The organism is Leucobacter allii, from assembly GCF_022919155.1.
GTDB lineage: Bacteria > Actinomycetota > Actinomycetes > Actinomycetales > Microbacteriaceae > Leucobacter > Leucobacter allii.
In genome coordinates this window covers 1,063,903-1,089,147 of sequence record NZ_CP095045.1, presented here as the reverse complement: position 1 = coordinate 1,089,147, position 25,245 = coordinate 1,063,903, and the positions used below count along the sequence as shown (strand labels likewise).

21 protein-coding genes, 1 tRNA gene and 2 pseudogenes are annotated in these 25,245 nt (G+C 72.4%); 8 read left to right on the top strand and 16 right to left on the bottom strand.

Annotation, left to right across the window (positions count from 1 at the left end; translation table 11 throughout):
• Positions 1 to 146 precede the first annotated feature (146 nt).
• From MUN78_RS05050 to MUN78_RS05005, 10 genes and pseudogenes are all read right to left on the bottom strand, one after another.
• Positions 147 to 1,745, bottom strand: a complete 1,599-nt coding sequence (locus tag MUN78_RS05050; RefSeq protein WP_244729227.1) for an APC family permease — start codon at positions 1,743 to 1,745, stop codon at positions 147 to 149.
• Between the two features lie 222 nt (positions 1,746 to 1,967).
• Entirely contained in the window at positions 1,968 to 2,438 is a 471-nt protein-coding gene (locus MUN78_RS05045) for a hypothetical protein (RefSeq protein ID WP_244729226.1), read from the bottom strand.
• Entirely contained in the window at positions 2,435 to 3,178 is a 744-nt protein-coding gene (gene dapB, locus MUN78_RS05040; RefSeq protein ID WP_244729223.1) for a 4-hydroxy-tetrahydrodipicolinate reductase, read from the bottom strand. The genes MUN78_RS05045 and dapB overlap by 4 nt, the downstream gene beginning before the upstream one ends.
• A gap of 9 nt (positions 3,179 to 3,187) precedes the next feature.
• Positions 3,188 to 4,599: pseudogene (locus MUN78_RS05035) on the bottom strand (M16 family metallopeptidase).
• A 188-nt stretch (positions 4,600 to 4,787) separates the two neighbouring features.
• On the bottom strand, positions 4,788 to 7,052 hold the full coding sequence (locus MUN78_RS05030; RefSeq protein WP_244729221.1) for a polyribonucleotide nucleotidyltransferase: 2,265 nt from the start codon (positions 7,050 to 7,052) through the stop codon (positions 4,788 to 4,790).
• Between the two features lie 283 nt (positions 7,053 to 7,335).
• The gene (locus MUN78_RS05025; RefSeq protein WP_244693442.1) at positions 7,336 to 8,124 is read right to left on the bottom strand and encodes an SDR family NAD(P)-dependent oxidoreductase; all 789 of its coding nucleotides are present in this window, start codon (positions 8,122 to 8,124) and stop codon (positions 7,336 to 7,338) included.
• A 33-nt stretch (positions 8,125 to 8,157) separates the two neighbouring features.
• Entirely contained in the window at positions 8,158 to 8,652 is a 495-nt protein-coding gene (locus tag MUN78_RS05020) for an SRPBCC domain-containing protein (RefSeq protein ID WP_244693441.1), read from the bottom strand.
• Positions 8,653 to 8,746: 94 nt separating this feature from the next.
• Positions 8,747 to 10,339 (bottom strand): phosphoglycerate dehydrogenase, encoded by a 1,593-nt coding sequence (gene serA, locus MUN78_RS05015; protein ID WP_244693440.1) that lies wholly within the window; start codon positions 10,337 to 10,339, stop codon positions 8,747 to 8,749.
• A gap of 93 nt (positions 10,340 to 10,432) precedes the next feature.
• On the bottom strand, positions 10,433 to 10,756 hold the full coding sequence (locus MUN78_RS05010) for a hypothetical protein (RefSeq protein ID WP_244693439.1): 324 nt from the start codon (positions 10,754 to 10,756) through the stop codon (positions 10,433 to 10,435).
• A gap of 1 nt (position 10,757) precedes the next feature.
• Entirely contained in the window at positions 10,758 to 11,237 is a 480-nt protein-coding gene (locus MUN78_RS05005; RefSeq protein ID WP_244693438.1) for a hypothetical protein, read from the bottom strand.
• Between the two features lie 91 nt (positions 11,238 to 11,328).
• Between MUN78_RS05005 and MUN78_RS05000 the strand changes: the two genes are divergently transcribed.
• Both MUN78_RS05000 and hrpB read left to right on the top strand, forming a co-directional pair.
• Positions 11,329 to 12,264, top strand: a complete 936-nt coding sequence (locus MUN78_RS05000; protein ID WP_244729219.1) for a hypothetical protein — start codon at positions 11,329 to 11,331, stop codon at positions 12,262 to 12,264.
• Positions 12,265 to 12,274: 10 nt separating this feature from the next.
• Positions 12,275 to 14,914, top strand: coding sequence for an ATP-dependent helicase HrpB (gene hrpB, locus MUN78_RS04995; RefSeq protein WP_244729217.1), 2,640 nt, complete (start codon positions 12,275 to 12,277; stop codon positions 14,912 to 14,914).
• On the opposite strand, the gene MUN78_RS04990 is transcribed toward hrpB, so the two are convergent.
• On the bottom strand, positions 14,911 to 15,900 hold the full coding sequence (locus tag MUN78_RS04990) for a TetR/AcrR family transcriptional regulator (RefSeq protein WP_244729215.1): 990 nt from the start codon (positions 15,898 to 15,900) through the stop codon (positions 14,911 to 14,913). The genes hrpB and MUN78_RS04990 overlap by 4 nt on opposite strands.
• A 106-nt stretch (positions 15,901 to 16,006) precedes the next feature.
• Between MUN78_RS04990 and MUN78_RS04985 the strand changes: the two genes are divergently transcribed.
• Positions 16,007 to 16,876: an ABC transporter ATP-binding protein gene (locus MUN78_RS04985; protein ID WP_244729213.1), complete on the top strand. Its 870-nt coding sequence runs from the start codon at positions 16,007 to 16,009 to the stop codon at positions 16,874 to 16,876.
• Positions 16,873 to 17,697 carry an ABC transporter permease gene (locus MUN78_RS04980; protein ID WP_244729211.1) on the top strand — a complete coding sequence of 275 codons (825 nt, stop codon included), beginning with the start codon at positions 16,873 to 16,875 and terminating at the stop codon, positions 17,695 to 17,697. Before MUN78_RS04985 ends, MUN78_RS04980 begins: the two co-directional genes overlap by 4 nt.
• 111 nt (positions 17,698 to 17,808) lie before the next feature.
• On the opposite strand, the pseudogene ilvC reads toward MUN78_RS04980, so the two are convergent.
• The 5 genes and pseudogenes from ilvC to MUN78_RS04955 form a co-directional block, all read right to left on the bottom strand.
• A pseudogene (ilvC, locus tag MUN78_RS04975) lies at positions 17,809 to 18,849 on the bottom strand (ketol-acid reductoisomerase); the annotation flags it as partial.
• Positions 18,850 to 18,922: 73 nt separating this feature from the next.
• Positions 18,923 to 19,432 carry an acetolactate synthase small subunit gene (gene ilvN, locus MUN78_RS04970; RefSeq protein WP_244693431.1) on the bottom strand — a complete coding sequence of 170 codons (510 nt, stop codon included), beginning with the start codon at positions 19,430 to 19,432 and terminating at the stop codon, positions 18,923 to 18,925.
• A 2-nt stretch (positions 19,433 to 19,434) separates the two neighbouring features.
• A complete protein-coding gene (locus MUN78_RS04965; protein WP_429951719.1) occupies positions 19,435 to 21,174 on the bottom strand; it encodes an acetolactate synthase large subunit in 1,740 nt (579 codons plus the stop codon).
• A gap of 132 nt (positions 21,175 to 21,306) precedes the next feature.
• On the bottom strand, positions 21,307 to 23,001 hold the full coding sequence (ilvD, locus tag MUN78_RS04960; RefSeq protein WP_244693429.1) for a dihydroxy-acid dehydratase: 1,695 nt from the start codon (positions 22,999 to 23,001) through the stop codon (positions 21,307 to 21,309).
• Between the two features lie 61 nt (positions 23,002 to 23,062).
• Positions 23,063 to 23,302, bottom strand: a complete 240-nt coding sequence (locus tag MUN78_RS04955) for a hypothetical protein (protein ID WP_244693428.1) — start codon at positions 23,300 to 23,302, stop codon at positions 23,063 to 23,065.
• A 157-nt stretch (positions 23,303 to 23,459) separates the two neighbouring features.
• Here MUN78_RS04955 and MUN78_RS04950 point away from each other — a divergent pair, with 157 nt between their 5' ends.
• The 4 genes from MUN78_RS04950 to MUN78_RS04935 all read left to right on the top strand — a co-directional run bounded on the left by MUN78_RS04950 (position 23,460) and on the right by MUN78_RS04935 (position 25,198).
• Positions 23,460 to 23,672: a hypothetical protein gene (locus tag MUN78_RS04950; protein WP_244729209.1), complete on the top strand. Its 213-nt coding sequence runs from the start codon at positions 23,460 to 23,462 to the stop codon at positions 23,670 to 23,672.
• 130 nt (positions 23,673 to 23,802) lie between these two features.
• Positions 23,803 to 23,875 (top strand) — tRNA-Lys (locus MUN78_RS04945).
• Between the two features lie 94 nt (positions 23,876 to 23,969).
• Complete coding sequence (locus tag MUN78_RS04940; protein WP_244729208.1) at positions 23,970 to 24,773, top strand: inositol monophosphatase family protein; 804 nt, start codon at positions 23,970 to 23,972, stop codon at positions 24,771 to 24,773.
• Positions 24,770 to 25,198 carry a DUF3054 domain-containing protein gene (locus MUN78_RS04935; RefSeq protein WP_244729206.1) on the top strand — a complete coding sequence of 143 codons (429 nt, stop codon included), beginning with the start codon at positions 24,770 to 24,772 and terminating at the stop codon, positions 25,196 to 25,198. The genes MUN78_RS04940 and MUN78_RS04935 overlap by 4 nt, the downstream gene beginning before the upstream one ends.
• Positions 25,199 to 25,245: the final 47 nt, after the last annotated feature.

The following is a 25,245-nucleotide window of genomic DNA, read 5'->3' as shown; positions in this document are numbered from 1 at the left end:
GCCGCGGCGCCTCCCCTGCGCGCAGCCAGCCGGCGTTCAGGCCGGCGAAGACGGCCCCGGCGAGGAAGAACGCGGCGGTCGCGAGGGATCGCTCGGACTGCCGCACGCCCCGTCGCATCGCTCCCCGCCTCCGCCCCCGGCCGCGCTCAGCCGGGGATGCCGTCGTCGAAGACCGGCGCGGCGTCGGCCCCCTCGCTGTCGTCGCCGCGGGTGATGACCTGCCCGCGGAAGAACGCCGGGGACCTCCGCGACCAGACGAGCATCAGTACGACGCCGATGACGAGGACGAGCACGCCCAGCACGCCGACGAGGCCCATGCCCCAGAGGCTGCTCCCGGAGCCGAAGGCCGGATCGAAGCTGTCGATGGTCGTCTGCACGAAGGTGAACAGCAGGAAGACGCCGCCGAGTCCGGGCAGCAGGACCTTCAGGCAGAGCGCGCCGAAGCCTTCGCGGCCGGCGGTCTTGCGGAAGTACCACGTGCTCGAGAGCGCGGTGATGCCGTAGTAGAAGCAGACCATCATGCCGAGCGCGGTGATGGTGTCCCAGAGCACGTCCTCGCTGAGGAAGCGCATGATCGCGTAGAAGGCCGACGCGACGACGGAGGACCACAGCAGGGCGACGTACGGCGACTTGTGCTTGGGGTGGATCTTCTTGATCGATGCGGGCAGCGCGCCGTAGTGCGACATCGCGAGCAGGGTGCGCGCGGGCGAGATCGCGGTCGTGTTGATGGAGGAGACCGCGCTGAGGAGAATGCCGAGGGTGAGCAGGATCGCGGCCCCGCCCATGACCGGGTGCGAGATCGCGGCGAACACGTTCTCCGCGATCGAGGTGTTCGCGAGACCGTAGCTGTCGGTGCCGACGCCGGCCCAGACGAGGGTGGCGGTCGCCGTGCCGACGTACATCACGAGCAGGATCGCCACGAGGATCATGGCCGCCTTGCCCTCGGTGGACATGCGCCCCTTCGAGCGCTTCGTCTCCTCGCCGAGGGTGAGCACGGTGTCCCAGCCCCAGTAGACGAAGATGGACACGGCGAGGCCGGCGGCGAACGCGCTCAGCCCGTCGATCGCGAAGGGGTTGAACCAGGAGAGTTCCGGGGTGTAGCGGACGCCGGTGTTCGGGTTCGGATCCGCGAAGAAGAACATCGCGAGGATGAACCAGACCATTACGCCCATCTGGAAGAAGACGGTGATGTACTGGAAGATCTTCGTCGAGGTCATGCCCGAGTACGACACCCATGTGGCGAGCGCCATGAAGGCGAGGCAGGTGACGATGTTGATGCCCACATTGTCGGCGAGGTCGGCGATGCCGGGATCGCCGAGCGCGATCGCGAGGGTCTCGTAGAGGAAGTCGACGGCGACGCCGGCGAGGTTCGAGAGCACGAGCACCGTCGCGGCGATGAGCCCCCACCCCGCCATCCAGCCGATCCACGGGCCGAAGGCGCGCGTCGCCCAGGTGAATGAGGTACCGGAGTCCGGCATGCGATCGTTGAGTGCGCGGTACCCGAAGGCGACGAGCAGCATCGGGATGAAGCCCGCGAGGAAGATGGCCGGCGTCTGCCAGCCGACGCCCTGGGCCGCCGGCCCGACCGCCGAGGTGAGCGTGTAGGCGGGCGCGCACACGGAGAGGCCGATGATGACGGCCCCGAAGACGGTCACCGTGCCCGACTCCAGTCCCTTGCGGCTGATGCCGCTGACGGAGTCGAGTGCTCGGGTCGGGGGGCTCGCGGGTGCGCCCTTGCTTGCCATGGAAGCTCGTCTCTCTCGGGGCGTCGTGAGCCCCGGATCACTTCGGCACCGGCGGGCTGTGCGCAGAGTCTCATCGACTGAGGCCGGTGCGGTCCGCCGACGATTCTAGGCAGCTCGCTCCGCATTTCGCGAATCCTCTTGAGGAAATCATCGGAATCCGTTGCATTTCGCCCCGTTTACTGTGCCGATCCCTCGAATTCGATGACGAGGCGGGGGATCTCCTCAGTTCGTGGCGGTGCGGCGGTCCCGCCGGGCGAGCGCGATGGCCTCGCGGATCGCCGCGCGGGCGCGCTTGCGGTCCCCGCAAGCGTCGTAGACGATCCCGAGCCGCATCCACGCGCGCCAGGAATCCGGATCGGCCTCGGTCTCGGCCCGGTAGCGCGGGAACGCCGCGTCGGCGTCCTCCCGCACCGGCCGCCCGGAGGGGTGCGTGGCGACCGGCTCCTCGGGGAGCAGCCCCTCCGCCTCGAGCCGGTCCGCGAGCCCGGTGGACTGCGCGCCGAAGAGGATCTCGCGCCCGAGCGCCCAGGCGCCGATGAGCGGGAGGATGAGCATGGCCGCCCCCATGACGACGGGGACGGCCTCCCCCGAGGCGAGCAGCGCGATCGCACGGATCCCGGCGAACACGAAGTAGAGCACGAGCAGCGCGCTCATGACGGCGACCCCGGCGATCGCCCGCGCACGTGCGCTCACGCGGCGCCCCCGGCGTCCAGGCCGAGCAGCGCGTCGAGCCCGATCGTGAGGCCCCGGGCCCCGGGAGCGGCCTCGAGCGCGGCACGGATCCCGGCGCGGTAGGCCTCGTTCGAGTGGGTGTCGTGGGTGAGCGTCAGCACCTCGCCCGGCCCGCCGAAGCGGACCTCTTGCTTCGCGACGACACCGGCGAGGCGCAGGCTGTGGATCGGGATTCCGGCGACGAGTTCGCCGCGGGCGGGCTGCTCGGCGAAGGGGGCCTCGGTCGCCCGGCCGCCGCGCGCCTCGGCGATGATCTCGGCCGTGCGCACGGCGGTGCCGCTCGGCGAGTCGACCTTCTTCGGATGGTGGGCCTCGATGATCTCGACGGCGTCGAAGTACGGGGCAGCGATGCGCGCGAGCGCGGTGCCGAGCACCGAGCCGAGCGAGAAGTTGGGGACGACGATGACGCCGCGCTCCGGGGCGGCCGCGAGCCGATCCCGCAGCACGGCGAGCCGATCGGCCGACCAGCCGCTCGTCCCCACGATCACCTGCTGGCCCCGCGACAGCGCCCGGTCGACGATCCCCGCCGACGCCTCGGGGTGGCTGGCGTCGATGAGGATCTCGGCGTCGGCCCCCGCGTCGATCGGCGAGGCGCTCCCCAATCGGTCGACGAGCGCGAAGCCGGGGTGCGCCTCGACGACCTCGCAGATGAGTGATCCCAGCCGGCCGGAGGCCCCGGCCACCGCTACGCGCTTCGACATGCCCTCAGCCTACCGGCGCGCCCCGCCCAGCCCGGATCGCGCGGTGTCCCCCACGGCGACCACCGTCTGCGGCCGCCCCGCGAGCAGCGCCGCGATCTCGCGGATCTCCTCGGCCGTGACGGCGGCGAAGCGTTCGAGGGAGGCGTCGAGATCGTAGAGCTCCCCCGAGCCGAGCTCGGCGCGCGCGAGACGGCCCATGCGGGTGTCCGAGTCCTCGAGGGCGAGCGCCGAGGAACCGGCGATCTGCCCGAGCGCCCGCTCGTGCTCCTCCTCGGTGATCCCCGAGTCCGCGACCCTGCCGAGTTCGACCCGGCTGAGCTCGACGACCTCGGCCGCCTTCTCGGGAGCCGATCCCGCGTACATGCCGAAGACCCCGGAATCCGAGTAGCTCGCGCCGAAGGAGTAGGCCGTGTAGGCGAGCCCGCGCTTCTCCCGGATCTCCTGGAAAAGGCGGCTCGACATGCCGCCGCCGAGCACGGAGTTCATGATCCCGAAGGCGAAGCGCCGCGGATCCCCCGAGCGCAGCCCCTCCGTGCCGATGAGGAGGTGCACCTGCTCGCTCGGGCGCTCCGTGAGCTGCAGCCGGGCCTCGGCCGCGGACGCCGCGCCCCCGGTCGCGTCGGCCATCGCGGCGCCGTCGACGCGCCCCGCCGCACCGGCGCCCGGGAGGCGACGGGCGGGCAGGGAGGCCCGATCCGTGTGCCAGCGCTCCTCGGGCGAGGCGTCGAGCGCGGCGACGATCTGCGCGACGAGGTGATCGTGGTCGACGGCGCCCGCGGCGGTGACGACGAGGGTCGCCGGGTCGTAGCGGCCGCGGTAGTGCGCGTCGACGTCGTCGCGGCGCGCCTCGCGGATCGTCTCGGGCAGGCCGCCGATCGGCCGGCCGAGCGGGTGCTCGCCGAGCACCGCCTCGAAGAAGCGCTCGTTCGCGACGTCGGCGAGATCGTCGGCGGCCATCGCGAGCTCCTCGAGGATGACCTCGCGCTCGTTCTCGAACTCGCCGCCGTCGAGCACCGAGTTCGTCACCATGTCGGCCAGCACGGTCACCGCACCGTCGAGGTCGGCGTCGCGCACCTTCGCGTAGTAGCAGGTGTACTCCTTCGCGGTGAGCGCGTTGTGCTCGGCGCCGATGCGGTCGAAGCTCGTGGCGATCTGGAAGGCGTCCCGCGTCGGCGTGCCCTTGAAGAGCAGATGCTCGAGGAAGTGCGTGGAGCCGAGGCTGCCGGGCGCGTCCCCCGCTCGGCCTGCTCATCGCGCGAGCCGACGCCCACCCAGAAGCCGATCGATGCGCTGCGCGCCCCCGGCATCCGCTCCGTGAGGACCCGCAGGCCGCTCGGATGCACCGTGCGGCGGACCGTGCCGCCGCCGAGCTCGGCGGTCAGCTCGGGGCGGTCGAGGGGCAGGAGGATCGGATCGCGCATCCTCCCAGCCTAGGGCCTCGCCCCTGGTCGCGAGCCGCACGGAACAGCCGTGCGCTCGGCGGGCGAGCCGGACGAGCCGGGCGCGTCGGGCGCGCCTCGGGTGCGCCGCGACCGGCGGCACGACGACGTCCGCCCACCCCGGGCTGCCGAGCAGCGCGGGGCGGGCGGACGTCGTGGAGCGGAGCGGGCTATTCGGCCGCGGGCGCCTCCTCGGCCGCCTCGGCCGCGGGGGCCTCCGCCTGCTCCTCGAGCACGGGCTCGAGGGAGAGCTTGCCGCGGTCGTCGACCTTGGTGATCTTGACGAGCACCTTCTGGCCGATCGAGAGCACGTCGTCCACGCTCTCGATGCGCTTGCCGCCGGCGAGCTTGCGCACCTCGGAGATGTGCAGCAGGCCGTCCTTGCCCGGGAGCAGGGAGACGAACGCGCCGAAGGCGGCGTTCTTCACCACGGTGCCGAGGTACTGCTCCCCGACCTCGGGGTTCTGCGGGTTCGCGATGGCGTTGACCTGCGCCCGAGCCGCCTCGGCCGAGGGGCCGTCGACCGCGCCGATGTACACGGTGCCGTCGTCGTCGATCGAGATGTCGGCGCCGGTCTCGTCCTGGATGCCGTTGATCGTCTTGCCCTTGGGCCCGATGAGCTCGCCGATCTTCGCGACCGGGATCTGCACGGAGATGACGCGCGGCGCGGTCGGCGCCATCTCGTCGGGGGTGTCGATCGCCTGCGAGAGGACGTCGAGGATCGTCGTCCGGGCCTCCTTCGCCTGCGACAGCGCGCCGGCGAGGACGTCGGAGGGGATCCCGTCGAGCTTCGTGTCGAGCTGGAGGGCCGTCACGAACTCGGAGGTGCCGGCGACCTTGAAGTCCATGTCGCCGAGCGCATCCTCCGCGCCCAGGATGTCGGTGAGGGTCGCGTAGCGCGTCTCGCCGTCGACCTGATCGGAGACGAGGCCCATCGCGATGCCCGCGACGGGGGCGCGCAGCGGCACGCCCGCGTTGAGCAGCGAGAGCGTCGACGCGCAGACCGACCCCATCGAGGTCGAGCCGTTGGAGCCGAGCGCCTCGGAGACCTGGCGGATGGCGTACGGGAACTCCTCGCGGCTCGGCAGCACGGGCACGAGCGCCCGCTCCGCGAGGAAGCCGTGGCCGATCTCGCGGCGCTTCGGGCTGCCGACGCGGCCGGTCTCACCGGTCGAGTAGGGCGGGAAGTTGTAGTGGTGCATGTAGCGCTTGCTGGTCGTGGGCGACAGCGAGTCGATCTGCTGCTCCATCTTCAGCATGTTCAGCGTGGAGACGCCCAGGATCTGGGTCTCGCCGCGCTGGAAGATCGCCGAGCCGTGCACCCGGGGGATCACCTGGACCTCGGCGTCGAGCGCGCGGATGTCGCGCAGACCGCGGCCGTCGATGCGGGCGCCCTCGGAGAGGATGCGGCCGCGGACGATCTTCTTGGTGACCGACTTGTACGCGCCGGAGACCTGGCCCTCGGCCGAGGCGTCGAGCTCGCCCGCCGCGACCTTGGCGGCGACGGCCTCCTTGACGCGGGCCTTCAGCGCGTCGTCGGCGTCCTGACGCTCCTGCTTGTCGGCGATCTGGTAGATGCCGGCGAGCTCGCCCTCGGCGAGCGCCTCGACCGCGGCGTACACCTCGTCGGTGTAGGGCGGGAACACGGGGTACTCCTGCACCTCCTTCGCCGACTGCGCGGCGAGCTGCTCCTGCGCCTTCACGAGCTGGGTGAGGAACGGCTTCGCCGCCTCGAGGCCCTGCGCGACGACGGCCTCGTCGGGCTTGGTCGCGCCGGCCTTGATGAGGTTCCAGGAGCCCTCGGTCGCCTCGGCCTCGACCATCATGATCGCGACGTCCTCGGTGCCGTCGGCCTGCGTCACGACCCGGCCAGCGACCATGAGGTCGAAGACGGCGTCCTGCAGCTGCTCCGCGGTGGGGAACGCGACCCACTGGTCGCCGATGAGCGCGAGGCGCACGCCGGCGATCGGGCCCGAGAAGGGCAGACCGGAGATCTGCGTCGACATCGAGGCCGCGTTGATCGCGAGCGCGTCGTAGAACTCGCCGGGCGCGATCGAGAGCACGGTGACGACGATCTGCACCTCGTTGCGGAGGCCGTCGACGAACGACGGGCGCAGCGGGCGGTCGATCAGGCGGCAGACGAGGATGGCCTCGGTCGACGGGCGGCCCTCGCGACGGAAGAAGGAGCCGGGGATCTTGCCCGCGGCGTAGGAGCGCTCCTCCACGTCGACGGTCAGCGGGAAGAAGTCGAAGTGATCCTTCGGGTGCTTCGAGGCGCTGGTCGCCGAGAGGAGCATGGTCTCCTCGTCGAGGTACGCGGCGACGGCGCCCTGCGCCTGCTGCGCGAGACGGCCCGCCTCGAAGCGGATGGTGCGCTTGCCGAACGAGCCGTTGTCGAGCACGGCCTCGGCGAACTTGATTTCAGGACCCTCCACGGGTTCTCCTTACTCACGAGAGCACGCGACGGACAGTCCGGGTCGCCGCAGCGATGGCCGCGTGGACCGGAGCTGATGTTCAGTAGAAGGCCACCCTGCTCCCGACGCGACATCTCGTCGCGGCCGCCAGGGGGATCCACCACCGAAGACCAGCCCGCCCGTCGACGTGCTCGGTTCTTCGTTGACGCAGACGTTCGTCTGCGGTATCAGCGTAGCACCGCCGCCCCGAAAGACCCCAGTGCGCGCGCCATCGGCCGGGTCTCCCTCCGCGGGCGCCGCAGCGTCACCGCGCGGCGCCCGGCTCCTCGTCCACCGAGTTGCCGCCGTCGACCACGAGCACCTGCCCCGTGAGGTAGGAGGCCGCGGGCGAGACCAGGTAGGCGACGAGCGAGGCGACCTCCTCGGGCCGTCCGGGACGGCCCATCGGCGTCCGCGAGCCCATCTCGATCTCCTCCGCGGTGGCCGACCCCGTGGCGATCCACCCGGGCGCGACGACGTTGCAGGTGATCCCCGCCCGCGCGTAGTCGACCGCGAGGGATCGGCTGAGGCCGACGATGCCCGCCTTGGCCGCGTGGTAGGCGGCGTCGCCGCGATAGGCCATGACCGCCCCGGAGAGCGAGCCGACGTTCACGATGCGGCCGAATCCGGCCTCGCGCATGGGGGCGAGGGCGGCGCGGGAGACCAGGAACGTGGTGTCGAGATTCCGCGAGACCGAGCGCCGCCACTGCGCGTCGGTGGTGGCGCCGAGCGGCGCGGGCTCGTCGCTCGAGGTCACCGAGACCATGCCGGCGTTGTTCACGAGGGCGTCGAGCCGACCCCACCGCGAACGCGCGAGGCTCACGAGCGCTTCGGCCGCCGCGGGATCGGTGAGGTCTCCCACGAAGCCGAGGGCCTCGCCGCCCGAGCTCGCGAGCGCATCGGCCCGCGCGTGGATGCGCTCGCTCGTGGCGGCCACGATCAGCCGGTGGGTGGGCGCGAGCGCTCGCGCGCACGCCATGCCGATGCCGTCGGGCGCGCCCGCGCCGGTGACGATCGCGACGGGGCGGGAGTCTGCTGCGGATCCGGTGCTCACGGCCCCATTCTCCCCGAGTGCGGGCGCCCCGGTCTAGCGGTAGAAGCCCTCGCGCAGATTGATGCCGTGCTCGAGCCACGCCTTCATGGCAGCGAGCATCCCGCTCCACCCCATGCAGTTGCCGAAGGCCCCCTGGGCCCCGCCGGCCGTCACGCGCCAGGCGCGCTCGGTGATGCGCACCTCCGTGCGGCTGCCCGCGTCCACGCCCGTGAAGACGAAGGCGACCTCCGTCCCCCGCGGGTCGACGGTCGCCTCGGGCTCGCCGCCCCAGCGGAGGACGATCCGCTCGGGCGGCTCGGCCGAGAGCACCTCGACCGGGAAGGCCCCGGGGAAGTCGGCGAAGTCCCACTGCACCGTCGCGCCGGTCTCCGCACGCCCCGACGCGCCGCCGGTGGTGAAGTAGCGGCTGAGGATCCCGGGGTCGGCGACGGCCTCGTACACCTCGGCCGGCGGCTTCGCGATGAAGCCGAAGACGGTGAATTCCAGTTCCTGCATCTCGCCCGGATCGGGTGCGGCTGCGCTGCTCATGGGCCGAGCCTACGCCGCCGCGCCGCGCATGGCGAGGGCCCGGTGCTCGCGCACCGGGCCCGCGCCGAGCCGTCGCGCCCCGGGCGCCGCGGCCTCAGACCGTGTCGATATCGATCATGTGGATCGCGTCGGCGCCGATCGCACCGCGCAGCAGACCGATGAGCGATTCCTCCACGGGGGCGTCGACGGAGAGCACGGACAGGGCCTTCCCGAGCTTCTCGTCGCGCGCGATCTGCAGGCCGGCGATGTTCACGCCCGCCTCGCCGAGCACGCCGCCGTAGGTCGCGACGATGCCGGGGCGGTCGGTGTAGCTGAAGACGACGAGGTGCTCGGGGATCGGCAGCTCCACCTCGTAGCCGTTGATCTCGACGATCTTCTCGACCTGCTTGGGGCCCGTGAGCGTTCCGGAGACCGACAGCGTCGTGCCGTCGGTGAGCGCACCGCGGATGGTGATGACGTTGCGGTAGCTCTCGGAGACGGTATCGACGGTGAACCGGACCTCGACGTTGCGCTGCTCGGCGAGGAGCGGGGCGTTGACGTAGGAGACCGGGTCGCTCACGACCTTCGAGAAGATCCCCTTGAGCGCGCCGAGGCGCAGCGCCTCGACCTTGTGCTCGGCGAGCTCGCCGTGCACCTCGATGTCGAGGGATGCGATGGCCCCGTCGGCGAGGCCGGCGAACACCTGGCCCAGCTTCTCGGTGAGGGGGAGCCCGGGACGCACGTACTCGTCGATGACGCCTCCGGCGACGTTCACCGCGTCGGGCACGAGGTCGCCTGCGAGGGCGAGGCGCACCGACTTCGCGACGGCGACGCCGGCCTTCTCCTGGGCCTCCTCCGTCGAGGCGCCCAGGTGGGGGGTGACGTTCACGCGGTCGAGACCCGTGAGCGCGGTGTCGGCGGGGGGCTCCTGCACGAACACGTCGAGCGCCGCGCCGGCGATCTCGCCCGCGGCGAGCGCGGCGGCGAGCGCCGCCTCGTCGATGAGGCCGCCGCGGGCGACGTTCACGACGTAGGCGGAGGACTTCATGGCCTTGAGCTGCGCCTCGCCGATCATGCCGAGGGTCTCCGGCGTGCGCGGCATGTGGATGGTGAGGAAGTCGGCGCGCTCGACGAGCTCCTCGAGGGAGACGAGCTGCACGCCGAGCTGCTGGGCGCGCGCCGCCGTGACGTAGGGATCGTAGGCGACGAGCTCCACGCCGAATCCGCGCAGGCGCTCGGCGACGAGGGCGCCGATGCGGCCGAGGCCGATGATGCCGACGGTCTTCTCGTAGAGCTCGATGCCGGTGAACGCCGACCGCTTCCAGGCGCCGGCGGAGAGCGACGCGTGGGCGCGCGGCAGATGCCTGGCGAGGCCGAGGATGTGGGCGACGGTGAGCTCGGCGGCGCTGATGATGTTCGAGGTCGGCGCATTGACCACCATGACACCGGCCTGGGTCGCGGCCTTGATGTCGACGTTGTCGAGTCCGACGCCGGCCCGGGCGATCACCTTGAGCCGCGGCGCCCAGCCGATCGCCTCGGCGTCGAGCTGCGTCGCCGAGCGGACGAGGATCGCATCGGCCGATCGGAGCGCCGAGCGGAGCGCCTCGCGGTCGGTGCCGTCGACGTGCACCACCTCGAAGTCCGGGCCGAGCGCGGCGATGGTGGCGGGAGACAGTTGTTCGGCGATCAGCACGACCGGCGCAGACATCAAGCGGATCCTTCAGTTCAGTGACGAGGACATGCGCGCATGGCACGCGCTTCCCAGTCTACTGCGCGCGGGCGCCGCCCCCGCGCGGGCCCGTTACGCCGCGAAATACGTCGACTCGGGGACGAGGTGCATGATGTCGATCTGCAGCGCCCCGAGCACCGCGATGCCCGCGGCGAGCAGCAGCAGCCTGAAGCCCGACGACCGCCGCCGACCGAGGAGGAGCGCCGCGGCGAGCAGCGCGATCGGCAGCGCGATCCCGAGCATGAGCCACACCCACCCCGACGCGCTGAGCCCCGTGCCGAGGGCGGCGCCGAGTCCGTGCATGCCGATGAAGTTGCCGACGCCGGCGATCGCCGCGTAGACGTAGAGCCCGGCGAGGAGGATCCCGATGATCCAGACGGTGACGGTGCGGATCATCTCAGGCTCCACTCGCGACGAGCATGGGCAGGGGCAGCAGCACGACCGCGCCGACGAGCAGCAGGAGCGCCAGGCGCCGGGTGCGTCCGCCGCGGCTCGCGGCGAGCGCCGCGAGGAACCAGAGCACCGGCGCGCCGGGCGCCGCCCAGAGCAGGATCTGCTGCAGGGTCTGCCCGAGCGCACCGCTGCCGGCGGCGGTGAACGCCGTGAACTCGGCGTAGGCCTGCGCGATGACGAGCCAGCCCCAGGCGTAGAGCATGTACAGGCCCCCGAAGACGCCGAGCACGACGAGCGCGCCGTTCGACATCTGCCGCGGGGCGCCCTCCTCCCCCGGCTCCGGCGGATCGGCCGTCGCGGCGTCGATCGCGGCGACGGGGTCGGCGACGGGCGGCTCCTCAGCGATCCCGGCGCCCTCGCCCTCGACCGTCCATCCGCTCGCGAGTGCGCTCTCCCGAGGCTCGCGTGGGGTCTTCTTGCGCATCCCCCCAGCGTATCGGCGCTACCTCCGAACTCGCCGATCCCGCTAGTCTGAGAGCATTCCCAGGTCGCCGAGCCACACCGGAGGAGCTCCCGTGTCCGATACGCCGCAGAAGAAGGTCGTCCGCGTCGAGCAGCGCGCCCAGGCGCCGGGTGCGCACTCGTCGGGAGACCCCGGCGCCGGCCCGGCGTGGACCCCGACGCCCGAGGCGAAGGCGAAGGCGACCCGCCTGCGCTGGATCGCCTGGGCGGCCTGGATCGTCGCGATCGGGCTCGAGGCCTTCGCGATCTTCTGGGTGCTCAAGCAGGTGCCGGTGATCTTCTGGCTGCTGATCGTGCTCATCGTCGCGACCGGCGTGCTGTCGGTGCTCGGCTCGCTCGTCTGGAAGCAGGCGAACCGCCTCGATCCGGCATCCCGGCAGGATGCAGTGCGGTTCTTCATCCAGAACCAGCTCGGCGCGATCGTGGCGATCATCGCGTTCCTGCCGCTCATCATCCTGATCTTCATGAACAAGAACATGGACGGCAAGCAGAAGGCCGTGGCGGGCGGCATCGGCGTCGTCGTGCTGCTCATCGCGGCGGCGTTCGGCATCTCGTACGACTCCCCCTCGCAGGAGCAGTACGCGGAGGAGACGAACATCGTGCAGCAGCTCACGGGCGAGGATCTCGTGTACTGGGTGAAGGGCGGCTCGGTGTTCCACGTCTGCGAGGCCGTGCCGGACGTCAACAAGGAGTCCGCAGACGGGCAGATCTATCAGGGCACCGTGGCCGCCGCGCACGAGGCCGGCAAGGAACGCCTGACCAAGCGCTGGCAGAGCGAGGCCGTGAACTACTGCGGCTACAGCGACGAGCAGGTCGCCGCCGTCGAGGCTGCGGTCTCCGGCGAGGGCCCGGCGGTCGGCGATCCCGCCACCGGCGCGGACGAACCGGGCAGCGGGGAGGCCGGCACCGGAGCCAGCGGCACCGAGGAGAGCGGCACCGAGGAGACCGGCACCGAGGAGACCGGCACCGAGCAGTCGGCCACTCCCTAAGCTGGAGGGCATGACCGCCGCGCACCGCTTCGCCCTCGACGCCATCGGCGCCGGCCTGCCCGTCGCGGCGGCCGAGGCGGAGCTGCGGGCCTCCGCCGCGCGGGGCGTGATGGTCGTCACCGCGCCGCCCGGCACCGGGAAGACGACCTTCGTGCCGGCGCTCGTCGCGGACCTCGTGGCGGCTCGCGGCGGCGGTCGCACCGTGCTGACGCAGCCGCGACGGGTGGCGGTGCGCGCGGCGGCCGCTCGCATCGCCGCGCTCGACGGCGGCGCCGTCGGCGGCGCGGTCGGCTTCACCGTCCGCGGCGAGCGCGCGGTCGGCGCCGGGACGCGCCTCGAGGCCGTGACGCCCGGGGTGCTGCTGCGGCGCCTCCTGGGCGACCCCGAGCTCGCCGGCGTGGACGCGGTGATCCTCGACGAGGTGCACGAGCGCTCCCTCGACGGGGAGCTGCTGCTCGGCATGCTCGCCGAGCTGCGGAGCCTGCGGGAGGATCTCCTCCTCGTGGCGATGTCCGCGACCCTCGACGCCGACCGCGTCGCCGAGGTGCTCGGCGACGCGAGCGGCGCCGCGCCGATCGTGGCGGTGCCCGCGGCGCTGCACCCCCTCCGCGTCGAGTACGCGCCGCCGGCGGAGGCCCGCCTCGACGCGCGAGGCGCCGCCCGCGGGTTCCTCGCGCACCTCGCGGAGCTCGCGGCGCGCGCGCAGCGCGAGGACGGCGTCGACGCCCTCGTGTTCGTGCCGGGCGCGCGCGAGGTCGACGCACTGCTGGCGCTGCTGCGCGGTCGGCCGGAGGTGCGCGCCGGCGGCGTCGAGGTGCTGCCGCTGCACGGCCGAGTGCCGGCACGGGATCAGGATCGCGCGGTCCGCGGCAGGCGGGTCGACGAACCGCCCCGCATCGTCGTGAGCACGGCGCTCGCCGAGAGCTCGCTCACGGTGCCGGGCGTGCGACTCGTGATCGACGCCGGACTCTCGCGGGAGCTCCGTCGCGACCGCTCCCGCGACATGACCGGCCTCGTCACCGTCAGCGCCTCCCGCTCCAGCGCCGAGCAGCGCGCGGGCCGCGCGGCGCGGCAGGGCCCGGGGCGCGCGATCCGCGCCTACTCGGAGGCGGAGTTCGCGCGCATGCTCCCCGATGCGGCTCCCGAGATCGCTTCGGCCGACCTCGCGGACGCCGCCCTCGCGCTCGCGGCCTGGGGCGCCCCGGGAGGCCGCGGCTTCCGCTTCCCCACGCCGCCGCCCCCGGGCGCGATGGCCCGCGCCGAGGCGACGCTCGGCGCGCTCGGCCTCGTGTCGCCGGGCACCGGCGGCATCACGCCGCTCGGCCGCACGGTCGCGGGCCTGCCGGTCGGGGTGCGGGAGGCGCGCGCGCTGCTCGCGGGAGCCGTCGCGCTCGGCGACGCGGCGCGCGCCGCCGAGGTCGTGGCGGCGATCGCCGACGATCATCGCGATGCGGGCGCGGATCTGCCGCGCCTCCTCCGCGAGCTCCGCGGCGGCCGTGCGCCCGGTGCGGCGCGCTGGCGCCGCGAGCGGGATCGGCTCGCGCGCATCGCCCGCGAGCACGCTGCGACGTCGGGCCCCGCCGCCGGAACGGGCGCGGCGGGCGCGGTCGCACGTTCGGACGCGGCGGCGGCCGGCATCGTTCTCGCACTCGCGCGGCCCGAGTGGATCGCGCGGCGCGTCTCCGAGGGCTCCCGGGCCTACCTGCTCGCCAGCGGCACGCGCGCGGCACTCCCCGAGGGCAGCGCGCTCCTGGACGGCGAATGGATCGCCGTGCGGGAGGTGCAGCGCGCCGAGGGGCGCGCCGCGGCCGGCACGGGCGCCGTCATCCGCCTCGCCGCTCCGTTCGAGGAGTCCGGAGCGCTCGCCCTCGGCGACGCCCTCCTGACCCGCACGCGCGCCTCCCGCATCGAGGACGGCCGCGTGCGAGTGCGCGAGGAGCGGCGCCTCGGCGCGATCCTGCTCGCGGCGACGCCCGTGGCCGCCCGCCCCGAGGACACGGCGCCGGCGTTCACGGCGCACCTCAGGGAGCTCGGACTCGGGGCGCTCGACTGGCCGGCGGCCGCGGTCTCCCTGCGCGGCCGTCTCGCGCTGCTGCACCGGGAGCTCGGCGAGCCGTGGCCGCGCATGGACGACGCGTCCCTGCTCGGCCGCCTCGAGGACTGGCTCGGGCCGGAGCTCGCGCGGCTGCGCCCCGGCGCGTCCCTCGACCGCCTCGACATGGCGACGGCGCTGCGCCGGCTCCTCCCCTGGCCCGAGGCGGCGCAGCTGGACGCGCTCGCGCCGGAGCGCCTGCCGCTGCCCTCGGGCGGCTCGGCGAGGATCGACTACCCCGCCCCGGGGCGCGGCGCGGTGGACGACGGCGCGCACGCCGAGCTGCCCGTGATCGCGGCGAAGCTGCAGGAGTGCTTCGGCCTCGCCGACACCCCGCGGCTCGTCGCCGGACGCGTCCCCGTGCTCGTCCATCTCCTCTCGCCGGCGCGGCGTCCGCTCGCCGTCACGGCGGATCTCTCCTCCTTCTGGAACGGGCCCTATCAGGAGGTGAGGCGCGAGATGCGCGGCCGCTATCCGAAGCATCCCTGGCCCGAGGATCCGTGGACGGCGCAGGCGACGGCTCGGACGAAGCGGTCCGCCGCGGGGAGGCCGGGCTAGGCTCCCCGTCCGCGCGCCGCGCCGCCGGGGTCCGGTTTCGCCGCGGCGCGGGCGGCCGCCTTCGCCGCCGCCTTCGCGGCGTCCTTGGCGCGGTCGCGCTGCTCGCGCAGTCGCGCCACCCGGCGCTCGAGCTCGCCGGCACGGCGCTGCGTCGCCGCCCGCAGCGCCGTGGCGGCCGCGAGCTCACGTTCGGCGCGCGCGAGTTCGCGCGCCGGGGACGGCTCCGCGTCATCCGCCCCGGAGCCGCCGTCCGCGTCATCCGCGCGCGCGGTCGCGGCGATCCCGTCGGCGATGCCGGGCAGCAGCAGATCCAGCACCACTCCCAGGTCGTCGGATGCGGCGTCGCCGGCCCCGTCGCCGAAGAACGCGCCGGAGACGATCAGCCGCTCCACGTCGGGGAACGCCCCCTGGCCGACGATCTCCCTGACGAACGCGACGGTACCGGGCGTCAGCGGCGTCTCCGCGGCGAGGCTGCGGCGCTGCCGGGCGAAGCCGGACACGAGCACGGAGAGCAGCATGAGCACGGCGAGCTTCTGCTCGTCGTCCCCCGGCAGCGTCCGCATGGCCCGCATCCCGGTGTCGACGATGCGCATCTGCGCGGGCATGAGCAGCGCCTCCACGGCGGGCGGGATCTCGATGATCCACGGGTGCCGTTCGTGGAGCGCCTCGAGTTCGCGCGCCCACTGCTCGAGCCCGAGGCGCCAATCGCTCTCGTCGACGGCCCACTCGGCGTCGCCCGAGGCCGCGTCGAGCATGAGCTGCGAGAGCTCGTCCTTCGAGGCGACGTACCGGTACAGGGCCATGGTCGTGAAGCCGAAGCTCTGCGCCACCCGCTGCATGGTGACCGCCGCGAGCCCCTCGGCATCGGCGATGCCGATCGCCGCCTCCACGATCCGCTCGTGGCTGAGCTCGCGCTTGGGACCGCGCTGCGGGGCGGCCGCGACGCCCCACGCGAGCGAGATCAGCCGTGACACTGCTTCCGACATGCACCCACCTTCCGCCTCCACTGTATGCCAGGCACACGGTGTTGCACACATACAGTTTATGACGCATACTGCTTATGTCGCATACACCTCTCGGGAAAGGACCCCCATGGACCGCGCGATCCGCATCACAGGACTCGTGAAGCGCTACCGGCACCCGGTGCTCGACCGCCTCGACCTCGAGATCGACGGCGGCGTCTTCGCCCTGCTCGGCCGCAACGGCGCGGGCAAGTCGACGCTCGTCTCGATCCTCACGACGCTCGTCGCCCCCGACGCGGGCACAGCCACCATCTGCGGCGTCGACGTCGTGCGCTCCCCCGCGGCTGCCCGGAGGCGCATCGGCGCCACCGGCCAGGAGGCGACCCTCGATCAGCTGCTCACCGGCCGCGAGAACCTCGTCATGCTGTCGGCGCTCCTCGGACTCGGCCGCCGCGGGGCGCGCCGGGCCGACGAGCTGCTCGAGCAGTTCGCCCTCGTCGAGGCCGCCGATCGACCGGTCTCGGGCTACTCGGGCGGCATGCGACGACGGCTGGACCTCGCCGCGTCGTTCATCACCCAGCCGCCCGTGCTCTTCCTCGACGAGCCGACCACGGGTCTCGATCCGCTCAGCCGCCGCAGCCTCTGGGACGACGTACGGCGCTTCGCGGCGACCGGCACCACCGTCTTCCTCACCACCCAGACCCTCGACGAGGCCGAGGCCCTCGCCGACCGCATCGCGGTGCTCGAGCACGGGCGCATCATCGCCGACGGCACGGCCGCCGAGCTCACCGCGCGCGTCGGCGGCTCGCAGCTCGTGCTCCTCGACGACGCGGGCGACGCGCGGCGCTCGATCGACACGGACGGCAGCGCCGCATCGATCCGGGCGGCCCTCGACGCCCTGCCCGAGACGGATCGCGGCGCGCGCGTCGAACTGCGCACCCCCACCCTCGACGACGCCTTCCGGGCGCTCGTCGGCAGCACCCCGGAAGGACGATCATGACCGCACCCCGCCGCTCCGCCCCGACCGCGACGGACGGATCCGCCCACCGGGCGGCCGCCGACCACCGCGGCGCCGGCCCGCTCCGCTCGAGCGGCGTCTTCATCCGCCGCAGCCTCCTCCACAGCCTGCGCGACGGCGAGGGCCTCATCATGGCCATCGCCCTGCCCGTGCTCCTCATGCTCGTCTTCACGCTGATCTTCGGCGGCGCCATCAAACCGCAGGGGTACATCGACTTCGTGGTCCCCGGAGTGATCCTGGTCTGCGCCGGCTTCGGCGCCTCCTCGGTCGCGGTCGCGGTGAACCGCGACTTCACGCTCGGGGCCATGCGCCGCTTCCGCACCATGCCCGTCAGCGTGCCGACCGTGCTGGTCGGGCACATCGTCGCCAGCCTCATCAGGAACCTGCTGGCCACGGCGATCGTCATCGGAGCGGCCTTCGCGCTCGGCTTCCGCCCGAGCGCGGGGCTCGCGGGCTGGGGCGCGGCTCTCGGGCTCGTGGCGCTCTGGATCCTCGCCATCACGGCGCTCTTCGCCTTCGTCGGCATGGTCGCCTCGAGCCCCGAGACCGCCAACGGGTACGGGTTCGCGCTGCTGTTCCTGCCCTACCTCTCGAGCGCGTTCGTGCCCGTCGACACGATGCCCGTGTGGCTCAGGGGCTTCGCCGAGCACCAGCCGGTCGGTCCGCTCGTGGACACCATCCGCTGGGCCCTCACCGGCGCGGGAGCACCGCACGGCCTCGCGGCGCTCGCCTGGTGCCTCGGGATCATCGCCGTGTCGGCGGTCCTCATCGCCTGGCGATTCCCCCGCAGCGCGGACCGCTGAACGCCGCACGGCCGCGCGGCGGACCGCCGGGCCCGCGCCCGGAGGCCGCACCGCACGACCGAGGCCCCGGGGATCCGTGCGGATCCCCGGGGCCTCGTCTCGCGCAGTCGATCAGCGCGCGGCCGAACCGTCGACGTAGTCGGAGTCCTGCTGCTGCCACGCGAAGAGCTTGCGCAGCTCGACGCCCGTCTTCTCGATCGGGTGCTGCTCCTCCTTGGCGCGCAGCGCCTGGAACTCGGGGGCACCGGCATCCTGATCGTCGATGAAGCGCTTCGCGAAGGCGCCCGACTGGATGTCCGCGAGCACCTCCTGCATGCGCTCCTTGACCTCGGGCCCGATGACGCGGGGGCCGGAGACGTAGTCGCCGAACTCCGCCGTGTCCGAGATCGACCAGCGCTGCTTGGCGATGCCGCCCTCCCACATCAGGTCGACGATGAGCTTGAGCTCGTGGAGCACCTCGAAGTATGCGATCTCCGGCTGGTAGCCGGCCTCGGTGAGCACCTCGAAGCCGTACTGCACGAGGTGGCTGGTGCCGCCGCAGAGCACGGACTGCTCGCCGAAGAGATCGGTCTCGGTCTCCTCGGTGAAGGTCGTCTTGATGACGCCGGCGCGCGTGCCGCCGATCGCCTTCGCGTAGGACTTCGCGGTCTCCCAGGCGGAGCCCGAGGCGTCGACCTCGACGGCGATGATGTCGGGGATGCCGCGGCCGGCCTCGAACTCGCGGCGCACGGTGTGCCCGGGCGCCTTCGGGGCGACGAGGATGACGTCGACGCCCTCGGGCGTCTCGATGTAGCCGAAGCGGATGTTGAAGCCGTGCGCGAAGGCGAGGGTCTTGCCCGCGGTCAGCTTGTCCTTGATCGACTCGGTGTAGATCGAGCGCTGATGCTGATCGGGGGCGAGGATCATGATGAGATCGGCCCACTCGGTCGCGTCGGCGACGGACTTCACCGTGAAACCGGCCTCCTCCGCCTTGGGGATGGACTTCGAGCCCTCCTTGAGCGCGATGACGACGTCGACGCCCGAGTCGCGGAGGTTCATCGCGTGCGCGTGCCCCTGCGAGCCGTAGCCGACCACGGCCACCTTCTTGCCCTGGATGATCGAGAGATCGGCGTCCTCGTCGTAGTACATCTCAGCCACTTGGCGTTCTCCTTTGTGTTGTGGTTCGTGGAATCTGTCGCGCCGCCGGTCCGCGACGCCGTCGTCCGCGTTGCGGACGCGCGCGCCGTCAGTTCTTGAAGACGCGCTCCGTGATCGACTTGGAGCCGCGGCCCATCGCGATGAGCCCGGACTGCGCGATCTCCTTGATGCCGTAGGGCTCGAGGACCTTCAGGAACGCCTCGATCTTCCCCGTGTCGCCGGTCACCTCGATGGTGAGCGCGTCGGGGACGACGTCGACGACGCGGGCGCGGAACAGGGTGACCGCCTCGAGCACGTGCGAACGGGACTGGTTGTCGGCGCGGACCTTGATGAGCACGTGCTCGCGCTGCACCGAGGTCGACTCCTCGAGCTCGACGATCTTGATCACGTTGACGAGCTTGTTGAGCTGCTTCGTCACCTGCTCCAGCAGCAGCTCGTCCTGATCGACGACCACGGTGATGCGCGAGAGCCCGCGCATCTCCGTCGGGCCGACGGCCAGCGACTCGATGTTGAAGCCGCGGCGGGCGAAGAGCCCCGCGACACGGGTCAGCAGACCCGGCTTGTCCTCGACGAGGAGGCTGAGTACGTGGCGGCTCATGGTTACTCCCCCTCCCATTCGGGGCTGTGATCGAGTGCGTACTGGACGTCGCTGTTCGAAGTGCCCTGGCGGACCATCGGCCACACCATGGCGTCGGCGCTCACGACGAAGTCGATCACGACGGGGCGGTCGTTGGTCTCGAGCGCGAGCCGGATCGCGTCGTCGACCTGATCCTCCCGCTCCACGCGGATCGCGAGGCAGCCGTAGGCCTCCCCGAGCTTGACGAAGTCGGGCACGCGCTGCGAGCCGTGGCCCGTGTTGAGCTCGGTGTTCGAGTAGCGGCCGTCGTAGATGAGGGTCTGCCACTGCCGCACCATGCCGAGCGAGGAGTTGTTGATCACCGCGACCTTGATCGGGATGTCGTTCACCACGCAGGTGGCGAGCTCCTGGTTCGTCATCTGGAAGCAGCCGTCGCCGTCGATCGCCCACACGACGCGCTCGGGCTCGGCGACCTTCGCCCCCATGGCGGCGGGCACGGCGTAGCCCATGGTGCCGGCCCCGCCAGAGTTCAGCCACGCGTTCGGCCGCTCGTACCCGATGAACTGGGCGGCCCACATCTGGTGCTGGCCGACGCCGGCGGCGTACACCCCCTCCGGCCCCGTCAGCTCGCCGATCCGCTGGATGACGTGCTGGGGCGAGAGCAGCCCGTCGCTCGTCTCCTGGTATCCGAGCGGGAACTTCGCGCGCAGCGCGTCGAGGCGCTGCCACCACTCGCCGAGGTTCGCGCACTCGCGGCTCACCTTGGCGGTGGAGACGGCGGCGAAGAGGTCGGCGATCACCTCGGCGGCGTCGCCGACGATCGGCACGTCCGCCGCCCGGATCTTGCCGATCTCGGCCGGGTCGATGTCGGCGTGGATCACCTTCGCCTCGGGGGCGAAGAGCGCCGCCTTGCCCGTCACCCGATCGTCGAATCGGGCGCCGAGCGTGATGAGCAGATCGGCCTCCTGCAGCGCGAGCACGGCGGGCACCGTGCCGTGCATGCCTGGCATGCCGAGATGCTGGCGGTGCGAGTCGGGGAAGACGCCGCGCGCCATGAGCGTCGTCACGACGGGCGCGCCGACGAGCTCGACGAGCTGCCGCAGCTCCGCCGCCGCTCCGGCGCGCACGACGCCGCCGCCGACGTAGAACACGGGGCGCTTCGCCTCGGCGATGAGATCGGCCGCGGCCTGGATCTGCTTGCTGTTCGCCTTCGTGATCGGTCGGTAGCCCGCGAGCTCGACGCGCGGATCCCAGACGAAGTCGAACTCGTCCTCCTGCGCGTCCTTCGTGATGTCGACGAGCACCGGGCCGGGCCGACCGGTCGAGGCGAGGTGGTACGCGGCCGCGATCGCCCCCGGCACGTCCTCCGCGCGGAGCACCTGGAAGGAGTGCTTGGTGATCGGCATCGTGATCCCGACGATGTCCGCCTCCTGGAAGGCGTCCGTCCCCATGAGGTGCGAGAACACCTGCCCGGTGATCGCGAGCAGCGGCACCGAGTCCATGTAGGCGTCGGCGATCGCGGTGACGAGGTTCGTCGCGCCGGGGCCTGAGGTGGCGATGCAGACGCCGACCTCTCCGGAGGCCGCGGCGAAGCCCTCGGCCGCGTGGCCGCCGCCCTGCTCGTGGCGCACGAGCACGTGGCGCAGGGTGTCGGCGTCCATGAGCGCGTCGTACAGGGGAAGCACCGCGCCGCCGGGCAGGCCGAAGACGTCGCTGACGCCGAGCGCCTCGAGGCTGCGGATGACCGCTTGCGCGCCGGTCATCCGTTCGCCGCGCGTGGACGCGGAGGGTGAGGGGATTGCACTCGAATCCGAGGTCATGTCAAGCTTTCGTGATCGTAGATGGAGTCGCGGTCCACGGGCCGAGCCGGCGCGCGGGGCGCGCGGGTCGACGTGCTAGCCGGTGACGGCGCCTTCGGAGGCCGAGCCCACGAGTTTCGCGTACTTCGCGAGGACGCCGCGCGTGTACCGCGGGGGAAGCGGGGCCCAGGTGTCTCGTCGGGCCTCGAGCTCAGCGGGTTCTACCAGCAGATCGAGCGTTCGTGCGGCGATATCGACCCGAATCAGGTCTCCGTCGCGAACCAGTGCGACCGGACCGCCGTCCGTCGCCTCAGGTGCAATATGGCCGATGCAGAGGCCGGTTGTGCCGCCCGAGAATCGTCCGTCCGTCAATAGTAGTACATCTTTCCCGAGCCCCGCGCCCTTGATGGCGCCGGTGATCGCGAGCATCTCGCGCATGCCGGGCCCGCCCTTCGGACCCTCGTAGCGGATGACGACGATGTCGCCCTTGCCGATCTTGCCCTCGGTGAGGGCGTCCATCGCCGCGCGCTCGCGCTCGAACACCCGGGCGGGCCCCTCGAAGACGTCGGCGTCGAAGCCCGCGGTCTTCACGACGGCGCCCTCGGGGGCGAGCGTGCCGTGCAGGATGGTGAGGCCGCCCGTCTCGTGGATCGGATCGTCGAGCTGATGCACGACCTCGCCGTCGAGCGGATCGGGGTTCAGCTCGGCGAGGTTCTCGGCCATGGTCTTGCCGGTGACCGTGAGCGCGTCGCCGTGCAGCAGCCCGGCGTCGAGCAGGGCCTTGAGCACGACGGGCACGCCGCCCTGGCGATCGATGTCGGCCATGACGTACTTGCCGAAGGGCTTCATGTCGGCGAGGTGGGGCACCTTCGCGCCGATGCGGTTGAAGTCCTCGAGCGTGAGATCCACCTCGGCCTCGCGGGCGATCGCGAGGAGGTGCAGCACCGCGTTCGTGGATCCGCCGTACGCCATGAGCAGCGTGATCGCGTTCTCGAACGCCTTCTTGGTGAGGATGTCGCGCGCCGTGATGCCGAGGCGCAGCATGTTCACCACCGCTTCGCCGGAGCGGTGCGCGTAGTAATCGCGTCGGCGGTCGGCGCTCGGCGGCGCCGCGGAGCCCGGCAGGCTCATGCCGAGCGCCTCGGCGATCGAGGCCATGGTGTTGGCCGTGTACATGCCGCCGCAGGCGCCCTCGCCCGGGGCGATGGCGCACTCGATGCGCTTGAGGTCCTCCTCGCTCATGGTGCCGGCCTTGCACGCCCCGACCGCTTCGAAGGCGTCGATGATGGTGACTTCCTTCTCAGTGCCGTCGGTGAGCTTCACCCAGCCCGGCGCGATCGACCCGGCGTACAGGAAGACGGAGGCGAGGTCGAGGCGGGCCGCGGCCATGAGCATGCCGGGCAGGGACTTGTCGCAGCCGGCCAGCAGCACCGAGCCGTCGAGGCGCTCGGCCATCATCACGGTCTCGACGGAGTCCGCGATGACCTCGCGCGAGACGAGGGAGAAGTGCATGCCCTCGTGGCCCATCGAGATGCCGTCGGAGACCGAGACCGTGCCGAACTGGAGCGGGTAGCCGCCCCCGGAGTGCACGCCCTCCTTCGCGCCCTGCGCGAGCCGGTCGAGGCTCAGGTTGCACGGGGTGATCTCGTTCCAGGAGCTCGCGATGCCGATCTGGGGCTTGTCCCAGTCCTCATCCCCCATGCCGACCGCTCGGAGCATGCCCCGGGCGGCGGCCTTCTCGATCCCGTCGGTGACGTCGCGACTGCGCGGCTTCATATCGATCTCTGCCATGCGCACAGTCTATGCCCTGCGGCATGCCCGGAGGGGCCGCGGCGCGGCCCCGGCCCCGGCGCTACTTGCCGATCGCGGGGAGCCAGGTGAAGGGGATCACGAAGCCGAGGATCGTCGCGGCGAGGCCCGCGGCGAACGTCCAAACCTCCGCGGCGCCGAGCTCGGGGTTGACGCCGTAGCTCATGAGGACGAAGCCGCCGAACGCGAGCACCATCGAGAGGATGAAGACGACGGCGGTCACCGCGCCCACCGCGCCCTGCGAGCTCTCCTCGAACAGGTTCCCGGTCTCCTGCTTCGCCATCCTGGGCACTCCTTCACGGTGTCGACGTCTGCGTGCCGCTGGCACGTCGCGCCCCGCGGGATGCGGGGTCGCGCTGCCAGGATATCGCACGCGGGGCGGCGCGGACGCTAGGCTGGAGGCCGTCGGCACCAGACGGACGAGCGGCGGAGGAGCGAGCATGTCGATCGGCAAGTACGTCACGAACCCGGGAGTCCTCGGCGCGGCGCTGGGCGCCGCGTCGACCGCCAAGCGGACCGCCGGCATGCGGAGGGACTGGCGCCGCCTCCTCGTCTGGGGCGTCTGGCTCGCGGGCCTCGCCCTCGCCGTCGCGAGCGTCGCGATGCAGGAGCAGGACGACGACTTCGACTCGGCGCGCAAAGCGCGGAAGTAGCGCGCGGTCCGACCGCGCGACGTGACACGCGCGGAATCCGTGCGCCGCCGCCTCGGATTTGGGAGCGCCTCGCGGCCGTGCTAGAGTTTTCTCTGTTGCACGGCGAGGATGGCCTCCCGGGCGGCGGAATGCGCCTTTAGCTCAGTTGGTAGAGCAGCTGACTCTTAATCAGCGGGTCCACGGTTCGAGCCCGTGAGGGCGCACGGTTCAGGCCCGAGATCATCACGATCTCGGGCCTTTGTCGTTGTTCCGGAATCGATTCACCCCCAGTTCACGCCACATTCGCGAAGGACGCCCATGACCGACACGCCCCCCGCCCCCTCCGCGGATCTCGCGTTCGCCCTCGAGCTCGCGGAGCTCGCGGATGCGATCTCGCTCCCCCGGTTCCGCGCCGCCGACCTCGCCGTGGAGACGAAGCCCGACCGCACCTTCGTCACCGATGCCGATCGGGCGGTGGAGGAGGCGCTGCGGGCGCGGATCGAGTCGGAGCGTCCCGGCGACAGCTTCTTCGGCGAGGAGTCCGGCCGCGCCGAGCGCGGGGACCGGAGGTGGATCATCGATCCCATCGACGGCACCTCGAACTTCCTCCGCGGCGTGCCCAACTGGGGGACGCTCATCGCCCTCGAGATCGCCGGCTCGCCGACCGTCGGCGTCGTCTCGGCCCCGGCCTTCGGGGCGCGCTGGTGGGCCGAGACGGGCGGCGGGGCGTGGAGCCGGACCGCGGGCGAGGCCGTGCGACGCCTGCGCGTCTCCGGCGTGCGCGAGCTCGAGCACGCCTCGCTGAGCTTCCAGAGCATCGAGCAGTGGGATCTCGCCGGCTATCTGCAGCCCCTGATCGCCCTCGCCCGGTCGGTGTGGCGGGACCGCGCCTACGGGGACATGTGGTCGTACATGCTGCTCGCCGAGGGGCTCGTCGACATCGTCGCGGAGTTCGATGTGAAGCCCTACGACCTCGCCGCGCTCGTCCCCATCGTGCGAGAGGCCGGCGGTCGCTTCACCGACATCGCCGGCAACGCGAGCGCCTGGAACGGCAGCTCCCTCGCGACGAACGGGGCGCTGCACGACGCGGTGGTCGCGCTCATCGACGGGGCGCGCGCGTGAGCGGCGCGACCACCGCGGTCGCCCAGGCCGGGCGGCGCGCCGCGGGGACGGGGAGCATCGTCGGGGCGCTCGTCCTCGACGCCACGCTCGTCGTGCTGTTCGCCTGGCTCGGCCGGAGCGAGCATGCGCGCGAGGCCACGCTGGGCGGCCTGTTCGGCACGGCCTGGCCGTTCCTCGCAGCCCTCACGGTCGTCTGGATCGCGGCGGCCGTCTTCCGGCGCCCGCTCGCGCCGCTGCGCTCGGGCCTGCCCGTCTGGCTCGGCACCGTGGCGCTCGGGCTCGCTCTGCGGGGTCTCGGCGGCGGCGGACTCGCGCTGCCCTTCGTCGTCGTCACCGCCGTCGCGCTCGGCGCCTTCCTGGTCGGCTGGCGCCTGATCGCCGCGCTGCTGCGGCGCCTTCCCGCGCGCGCCGAGCGCACCCGGTAGCACAAGGGGGATGCCCCGCCCCGGGATCGGGACGGGGCATCGGACAG

Excerpts from the sequence above, each read along its gene's own strand:
- ilvD (WP_244693429.1), bottom strand. The coding sequence starts at position 23,001 with ATGGCAGAGATCGATATGAAGCCGCGCAGTCGCGACGTCACCGACGGG.
- hrpB (WP_244729217.1), top strand. The coding sequence starts at position 12,275 with ATGACCGCCGCGCACCGCTTCGCCCTCGACGCCATCGGCGCCGGCCTG.
- MUN78_RS05005 (WP_244693438.1), bottom strand. The coding sequence starts at position 11,237 with ATGCGCAAGAAGACCCCACGCGAGCCTCGGGAGAGCGCACTCGCGAGC.
- MUN78_RS04985 (WP_244729213.1), top strand. The coding sequence starts at position 16,007 with ATGGACCGCGCGATCCGCATCACAGGACTCGTGAAGCGCTACCGGCAC.
- MUN78_RS04965 (WP_429951719.1), bottom strand. The coding sequence starts at position 21,174 with ATGACCGGCGCGCAAGCGGTCATCCGCAGCCTCGAGGCGCTCGGCGTC.
- MUN78_RS05020 (WP_244693441.1), bottom strand. The coding sequence starts at position 8,652 with ATGAGCAGCGCAGCCGCACCCGATCCGGGCGAGATGCAGGAACTGGAA.
- dapB (WP_244729223.1), bottom strand. The coding sequence starts at position 3,178 with ATGTCGAAGCGCGTAGCGGTGGCCGGGGCCTCCGGCCGGCTGGGATCA.
- MUN78_RS04990 (WP_244729215.1), bottom strand. The coding sequence starts at position 15,900 with ATGTCGGAAGCAGTGTCACGGCTGATCTCGCTCGCGTGGGGCGTCGCG.
- MUN78_RS04955 (WP_244693428.1), bottom strand. The coding sequence starts at position 23,302 with ATGGCGAAGCAGGAGACCGGGAACCTGTTCGAGGAGAGCTCGCAGGGC.
- MUN78_RS05050 (WP_244729227.1), bottom strand. The coding sequence starts at position 1,745 with ATGGCAAGCAAGGGCGCACCCGCGAGCCCCCCGACCCGAGCACTCGAC.
- MUN78_RS04950 (WP_244729209.1), top strand. The coding sequence starts at position 23,460 with ATGTCGATCGGCAAGTACGTCACGAACCCGGGAGTCCTCGGCGCGGCG.
- MUN78_RS04940 (WP_244729208.1), top strand. The coding sequence starts at position 23,970 with ATGACCGACACGCCCCCCGCCCCCTCCGCGGATCTCGCGTTCGCCCTC.
- ilvN (WP_244693431.1), bottom strand. The coding sequence starts at position 19,432 with ATGAGCCGCCACGTACTCAGCCTCCTCGTCGAGGACAAGCCGGGTCTG.
- MUN78_RS04980 (WP_244729211.1), top strand. The coding sequence starts at position 16,873 with ATGACCGCACCCCGCCGCTCCGCCCCGACCGCGACGGACGGATCCGCC.
- MUN78_RS05010 (WP_244693439.1), bottom strand. The coding sequence starts at position 10,756 with ATGATCCGCACCGTCACCGTCTGGATCATCGGGATCCTCCTCGCCGGG.
- serA (WP_244693440.1), bottom strand. The coding sequence starts at position 10,339 with ATGTCTGCGCCGGTCGTGCTGATCGCCGAACAACTGTCTCCCGCCACC.